Annotated in this window: 11 protein-coding genes and 1 pseudogene; all 12 read left to right on the forward strand. The window is 51.8% G+C overall.

The annotated features are described in order from the left end of the window. The coding region (locus ACUU1I_RS18905) for a hypothetical protein (protein ID WP_194871155.1) at positions 1-431 on the forward strand (431 nt) is incomplete at its 5' end. Between the two features lie 119 nt (positions 432-550). Then, on the forward strand, positions 551-724 hold the full coding sequence (locus ACUU1I_RS18910; protein ID WP_000088744.1) for a DUF905 family protein: 174 nt from the start codon (positions 551-553) through the stop codon (positions 722-724). A 99-nt stretch (positions 725-823) separates the two neighbouring features. Continuing rightward, entirely contained in the window at positions 824-1,645 is an 822-nt protein-coding gene (locus tag ACUU1I_RS18915) for a DUF932 domain-containing protein (RefSeq protein WP_001234584.1), read from the forward strand. 341 nt (positions 1,646-1,986) lie between these two features. After that, positions 1,987-2,460: an antirestriction protein gene (locus tag ACUU1I_RS18920; RefSeq protein ID WP_005011597.1), complete on the forward strand. Its 474-nt coding sequence runs from the start codon at positions 1,987-1,989 to the stop codon at positions 2,458-2,460. A gap of 15 nt (positions 2,461-2,475) precedes the next feature. Beyond that, the gene (locus tag ACUU1I_RS18925; protein WP_005011624.1) at positions 2,476-2,952 is read left to right on the forward strand and encodes a JAB domain-containing protein; all 477 of its coding nucleotides are present in this window, start codon (positions 2,476-2,478) and stop codon (positions 2,950-2,952) included. A 62-nt stretch (positions 2,953-3,014) separates the two neighbouring features. Further along, positions 3,015-3,236 (forward strand): DUF987 domain-containing protein, encoded by a 222-nt coding sequence (locus ACUU1I_RS18930; protein WP_001220314.1) that lies wholly within the window; start codon positions 3,015-3,017, stop codon positions 3,234-3,236. Between the two features lie 162 nt (positions 3,237-3,398). Then, complete coding sequence (locus ACUU1I_RS18935) at positions 3,399-3,773, forward strand: type IV toxin-antitoxin system YeeU family antitoxin (RefSeq protein WP_001280959.1); 375 nt, start codon at positions 3,399-3,401, stop codon at positions 3,771-3,773. Positions 3,774-3,819: 46 nt separating this feature from the next. Beyond that, on the forward strand, positions 3,820-4,194 hold the full coding sequence (locus ACUU1I_RS18940; protein ID WP_449144880.1) for a TA system toxin CbtA family protein: 375 nt from the start codon (positions 3,820-3,822) through the stop codon (positions 4,192-4,194). Further along, positions 4,191-4,682: a DUF5983 family protein gene (locus ACUU1I_RS18945; protein ID WP_000976828.1), complete on the forward strand. Its 492-nt coding sequence runs from the start codon at positions 4,191-4,193 to the stop codon at positions 4,680-4,682. The genes ACUU1I_RS18940 and ACUU1I_RS18945 overlap by 4 nt, the downstream gene beginning before the upstream one ends. A gap of 11 nt (positions 4,683-4,693) precedes the next feature. Continuing rightward, positions 4,694-4,891: a DUF957 domain-containing protein gene (locus ACUU1I_RS18950; RefSeq protein WP_000839282.1), complete on the forward strand. Its 198-nt coding sequence runs from the start codon at positions 4,694-4,696 to the stop codon at positions 4,889-4,891. 84 nt (positions 4,892-4,975) lie between these two features. After that, positions 4,976-5,536: pseudogene (locus ACUU1I_RS18955) on the forward strand (DUF4942 domain-containing protein); the annotation flags it as partial. Positions 5,537-5,607: 71 nt separating this feature from the next. Beyond that, positions 5,608-6,351 (forward strand): IS110-like element ISSfl8 family transposase (locus ACUU1I_RS18960; RefSeq protein WP_032320898.1); only part of this gene is annotated, 744 nt, incomplete at its 3' end.

Consider the following 6,351-nt stretch of genomic DNA (forward strand, 5'->3'; position numbering starts at 1 on the left):
TAAGTCCTGACACAAACGCCGCCACTGTAAATCAGACACTTAAATGCGACTCAAAAGCCCGGGCTGACCAGCCTGGTGCATGTCCAACAACGTACGAGTTATACGAAGGTGACGCTACCTACAGAGCTGCTATCGACAAAGCATTAAACCCTGTTGGGTTAAACGGAATGTTTGGGGAAGACGGCTATATGGATGGTCCTGATGGTGGTGCGTATCCTGTAAACATTAACGGAACGACCTGGGTAGAAGGTGGCGGTTGTAAAGCCCACGCCTGCGGCTGGGACTATATCGTAACACTCTATAACCCAAAAACGCATAAAGTCGTTGGTTACTATTACAACATCGACCCTGGTTACCTGATTTGGTTTGGTGAAACTGGCGTTCACGAATTCGCGTACCTGGTCAGGGACTACGTAAACAAAACAAATTAAAGGCGTAAGTTATGCGGTTCATCTTCGCGTTATTAATTTATTGATATCAAAAGTAAATACGGCTCTGCCATGATGACAGGGACTTATATTTTCAGGGAACCAAATACAGGTCTGGTTGTATGTCACGTTTATTGCCCGAAGTCCCTTTCTCACGCGAGCAGGCTGTTGTCATCACAACAGCTTACCGCAATGTGTTTATCGACGATGACCAGGGAACTCATTTCCGTCGGGTTATCCGCAACGCAGAGACTGACGCCGGAAGGTTCGCCAGTGACGGTCTTCTCAGACAATAAACCTCATTAATTTCGTCCATCAGGCCGCGTCTTCTCCGGGAGACGTGGCTTTTTCATTTATTACACCAGTAAATCTTAACCACCGATAAGGAGCAAATTATGCGACTAGCCAGTCGTTTTGGTTATGCTGCAAACCAGATACGCCGTGACCGTCCGCTGACACACGAAGAACTGATGCACTATGTTCCCAGTATTTTCGGTGAAGACCGGCATACTTCCCGCAGTAAACGCTATGCGTACACTCCCACCATCACCGTACTGGAAAGCCTGCAGCGGGAAGGCTTTCAGCCATTCTTCGCCTGCCAGACACGTGTGCGTGACCCGGGTCGCCGGGAATACACAAAACACATGCTGCGTCTGCGGCGGGCCGGACAGATAACCGGTCAGCATGTCCCTGAAATTATTCTGCTCAACTCTCATGACGGTTCATCCAGCTACCAGATGTTACCCGGATATTTTCGTGCCATTTGTACCAATGGACTGGTCTGCGGTCAGTCTCTGGGAGAATTGCGTGTTCCACACCGGGGAAATGTGGTGGAGAAAGTTATTGAAGGGGCTTACGAGGTGGTGGGCGTGTTTGACCGGATAGAGGAGAAGCGTGATGCCATGCAGTCGCTGGTCCTGCCGCCACCGGCACGCCAGGCGCTGGCACAGGCGGCACTGACTTACCGTTATGGTGACGAACATCAGCCAGTCACCACCGCTGACATTCTGACACCACGACGCAGGGAGGATTACGGTAAAGACCTGTGGAGCGCATATCAGACCATCCAGGAGAATATGCTGAAAGGCGGGATTTCCGGCCGCAGTGCAAAAGGAAAACGTATCCACACCCGTGCCATTCACAACATCGACACCGATATTAAGCTCAACCGCGCATTGTGGGTAATGGCAGAAACGCTGCTGGAGAGCCTGCGCTGAGGCAGCATGTCCCTGAAGGCGTGATTCAGGCACCAGAATCACCCGACGCCCCGGAGGCGCTGCCGGGGTGTCGTTCCATTTCTGATGATGACCTGTGCGCCTGGTGTACCCGTCTGCTTTACCGTCCCGGAGAAATCAGTCTGTGCAGACTGAGTATACAGGCAATGGCATCTGGCCATCCGTCTGTGACCGGAACGGTTACGCGTACGGCTGTCCGGAATTTCAGCCGAATATCATTCATCCCTGATATTACCGGGTCATCACGGTCAGTGATGAACGTGATGTTGCCAGCTCCCGACCTTTACTCCCTCTCATTTATTCACATTACAAGGATTTCATACATGAAAACATTGTCTCAGAACACCACCGCTTCGGCCTGTGCACCGGAGACTGGCCTGCAACAACTGGTTGCCACTCCCGTCCCTGATGAACAGCGCATCAGCTTCTGGCCGCAGCATTTTGGCCTCATTCCACAGTGGGTCACCCTGGAACCCCGTGTCTTCGGCTGGATGGACCGTCTGTGTGAAGACTACTGCGGTGGTATCTGGAATCTGTACACCCTGAACAACGGCGGGGCATTTATGGCACCCGAACCGGATGACGATGATGACGAAACATGGGTACTGTTCAATGCCATGAACGGTAACCGCGCTGAAATGAGCCCGGAAGCCGCCGGCATTGCTGCCTGTCTGATGACGTACAGTCATCATGCCTGTCGTACGGAGTGTTATGCCATGACGGTCCATTATTACCGGCTGCGGGATTACGCCCTGCAGCATCCGGAATGCAGCGCCATTATGCGCATCATCGACTGAATGGAGGCAGGGACAATGCAGCAGCTTTCCTTTCTGCCCGGAAACATGACGCCCGGCGAGCGCAGTCTCATTCTGCGGGCCCTGCAAACCCTGGACCGCCATCTTCATGAACCCGGCGTGGCCTTCACCTCCACCCGTGCGGCACGGGAATGGCTGATTCTGAACATGGCGGGACTGGAGCGGGAAGAGTTCCGGGTGCTGTATCTGAACAACCAGAATCAGCTGATTGCCGGTGAAACCCTCTTCACCGGCACCATCAACCGTACGGAAGTTCATCCCCGGGAAGTGATTAAACGCGCCCTGTACCACAATGCCGCTGCCGTGGTGCTGGCGCACAATCACCCGTCCGGTGAAGTCACACCCAGTAAGGCAGACCGGCTTATCACCGAACGTCTGGTACAGGCACTGGGCCTGGTGGATATCCGGGTGCCGGACCATCTGATAGTCGGTGGCAACCAGGTTTTCTCCTTTGCCGAACATGGTCTGCTTTAACCCGTCACAACCACATCACACCTGTTTTCACTTTTATCTTCTGTCTTCAGAGGTATCACATCATGAGAATCATCACCCGTGGTGAAGCCATGCGTATTCACCAACAGCATCCTGCATCCCGTCTTTTTCCGTTCTGTACCGGTAAGTATCGCTGGCACGGCAGTGCTGAAGCGTATACTGGTCGTGAAGTGCAGGATATTCCCGGCGTTCTTGCCGTGTTTGCAGAACGCCGTAAGGACAGTTTTGGCCCGTATGTCCGGCTGATGAGTGTCACCCTGAACTGATGTTCCGTCACCCGGGAAACGAGTACGACCAGATGACCTCAGACGCCGCTGTGGATGAGGCCATTCTCATCAATGCATACATCTTCACCGAAACCGGTCAGCGCGCCGGCTGACCTGTCATCGTTAAACCATTCTTAACCACTTTTCAGAGAGGATTTTATCGTGTCAGACAAACTCTCCGGGATAACTCATCCCGATGACAATCACGACCGCCCCTGGTGGGGGCTTCCCTGCACAGTGAGGCCCTGTTTTGGCGCTCGTCTGGTGCAAGAGGGTAACCGCCTGTATTACCTTGCAGACCGCGCCGGTATCAGAGGCCGGTTCAGCAATGCGGATGCATACCATCTGGACCAGGCCTTTCCGCTGCTGATGAAACAACTGGAACTCATGCTCACCAGCGGTGAACTGAATCCCCGATATCAGCATACCGTCACGCTGTATGCAAAAGGGCTGACCTGCGAAGCCGACACCCTCGGCTCCTGTGGTTACGTTTATCTGGCTGTTTATCCGACACCAGCACCCGCAACCACCTCATAACCCCGAAGCTCTCACCTTTAGCACTACCAGTTACAGAGAACTTAAGATGAAAACATTATCCGACACACATGTACGGGAGGTATCTCGCTGCCCGTCTCCCGTCACCATCTGGCAGACACTGCTCATCCGACTGCTGGACCAGCATTATGGCCTCACACTGAATGACACACCGTTTGTCGATGAACGTGTGATTGAGCTGCATATTGAGGCAGGCATTTCACTGTGTGATGCAGTTAATTTTCTCGTGGAAAAATACGCGCTGGTGCGTACCGACCAGCCGGGATTCAGCACCTGTCCCCGCTCTCAGTTAATAAACAGTATTGATATCCTCCGGGCTCGCCGGGCGACCGGCCTGATGACCCGCGACAATTACAGAACGGTAAATAACATTACCCTGGGTAAGTATCCGGAGGCGAAATGATGAAACTGGCCCTGACACTGGAAGCCGACAGCGTTAACGTACAGGCACTGAACATAGGGCGCATTGTCGTTGACGTCGATGGTATTGAGCTCGCTGAACTGATTAACATGGTCTGCGATAACGGCTACTCCCTTCGTGTTGTTGATGAATCTGACCAGACCTCAGCAGAATGCACGCCACCATTTGCTACCCTTACCGGCATACGCTGCAGTACCGCACATATCACGGAAACGGACAACGCCTGGTTGTACTCGCTGTCACACCAGACCAGTGACTTCGGTGAATCAGAATGGATTCATTTTACAGGTAGCGGATATCTGTTACGTACCGATGCGTGGTCATACCCGGTTCTGCGGCTTAAACGCCTGGGGCTGTCAAAAACGTTCCGTCGTCTGGTCGTCACACTCATCCGGCGTTATGGCGTCAGTCTCATTCATCTGGATGCCAGCGCTGAATGCCTGCCGGGTTTACCCACTTTCGACTGGTAACCAGGAACAACATGAAATCATTAACCACGGAAACAGCGCTGGATATTCTGATTGCGTGGCTGCAGGACAATATCGACTGCGGATCGGGAATTATCTTTGACAACGATGAGGATAAAACGGATTCAGCAGCACTGTTGCCCTGTATCGAACAGGCCCGGGAGGATGTCCGTACCCTGCGTCATCTGCAGCTTCTGCACCAGAACCGGTGAAGCTCACTCACCAGACTTCATTCCTCTGACGCCAGCCTGCACAGGGCTGGCGTTTTCATTTATCTGCAAAAAGGAATATCGATTATGTCAGATATCACAATCTCCCGTCCGGAAGTGGTCAACGGGCATACGGACGTTATCTGCTCAACCAGCATTCGCCACATTCTGGCTGTACGAAAGAGTACACTGTTGCAAATCGACACACTTATCCGACAACTGGCTGAAATCTCGGTGCTGACGGAAAGCATCGGAGGTAAAACTGCCCCGGACTGGGCCATGAAACAGGATTTTCGCTGCGGCTGCTGGCTGATGGAGAAACCCGAAACAGCAATGAAAGCCATTACCCGGAATCTTGATCGCGAAATCTGGCGTGACCTGATGCAACGTTCCGGGATGCTGTCATTAATGGATACGCAGGCCCGTGATACATGGTACCGGTCACTGGAGTACGATAATTTTCCGGAAATCAGCGAAGCGAACATTCTGAGCACATTTGAACAACTGCACCAGAATAAGGATGAGGTGTTTGAGCGAGGGGTGATCAACGTCTTCAGAGGGCTGAACTGGAATTACAAAACCAATTGCCCCTGTAAATTTGGCAGTAAAATTATCGTCAACAATCTGGTGAGATGGGACCGGTGGGGATAATGATATGGTCACCCCCACCTTAACAGCAGTACGCTGTTAAGGTAAATCCCTTTAACGGAGAGACCATCATGCAGAACATCACACTTATTGGTATCGATCTCGGAAAGCACTCCTTCCACATTCATTGTCAAGACAAGTCTGGTAAGGCTCTTCTGCGTAAAAAATTTACCCGTACTAAACTGATGCAGTTTCTGGCGACATGTCCGCCCTCAGTTGTTGTAATGGAAGCCTGTGCGGGTGCACACTTTATGGCTCGCTGTATCTCTGATTTTGGGCATGAAACTAAGCTGATTTCTCCACAGTTCGTTCGCCCGTTTGTCAAAAGTAATAAGAATGATTTTGTTGATGCAGAAGCCATATGCGAAGCGGCTTCACGACCATCAATGCGTTTTGTCCAGCCAAGAACTGAGACCCAGCAGGCCATGAGGGCGTTACACCGGGTCAGAGAATCGCTCATCAGAGATAAGGTGAAAACAACCAACCAGATCCACGGTTTCTTGCTGGAATTTGGAATCAGCCTGCCGATAGGTGATGCTGTAATAAAACGGTTGTCTCTCGTGTTGGCTGAACACGAAATCCCCGAATATCTGAGCCGCCTTTTGGTGAGGTTGCATACCCACTACTTTTACCTTGTTGAGCAAATAGCAGAGCTGGAATCAGAATTAAGTCAGTCAATCAACGCTGATGATACCGCTCAGCGCATTATGACAATTCCTGGTGTTGGTCCGATTACTGCCAGCTTACTATCGTCGCAACTTGGTGACGGGAAACAGTTCTCATGCAGCAGGGATTTTGCAGCTTCCACAGGACTT

The organism is Shigella sp. SIG3 (assembly GCF_053555855.1).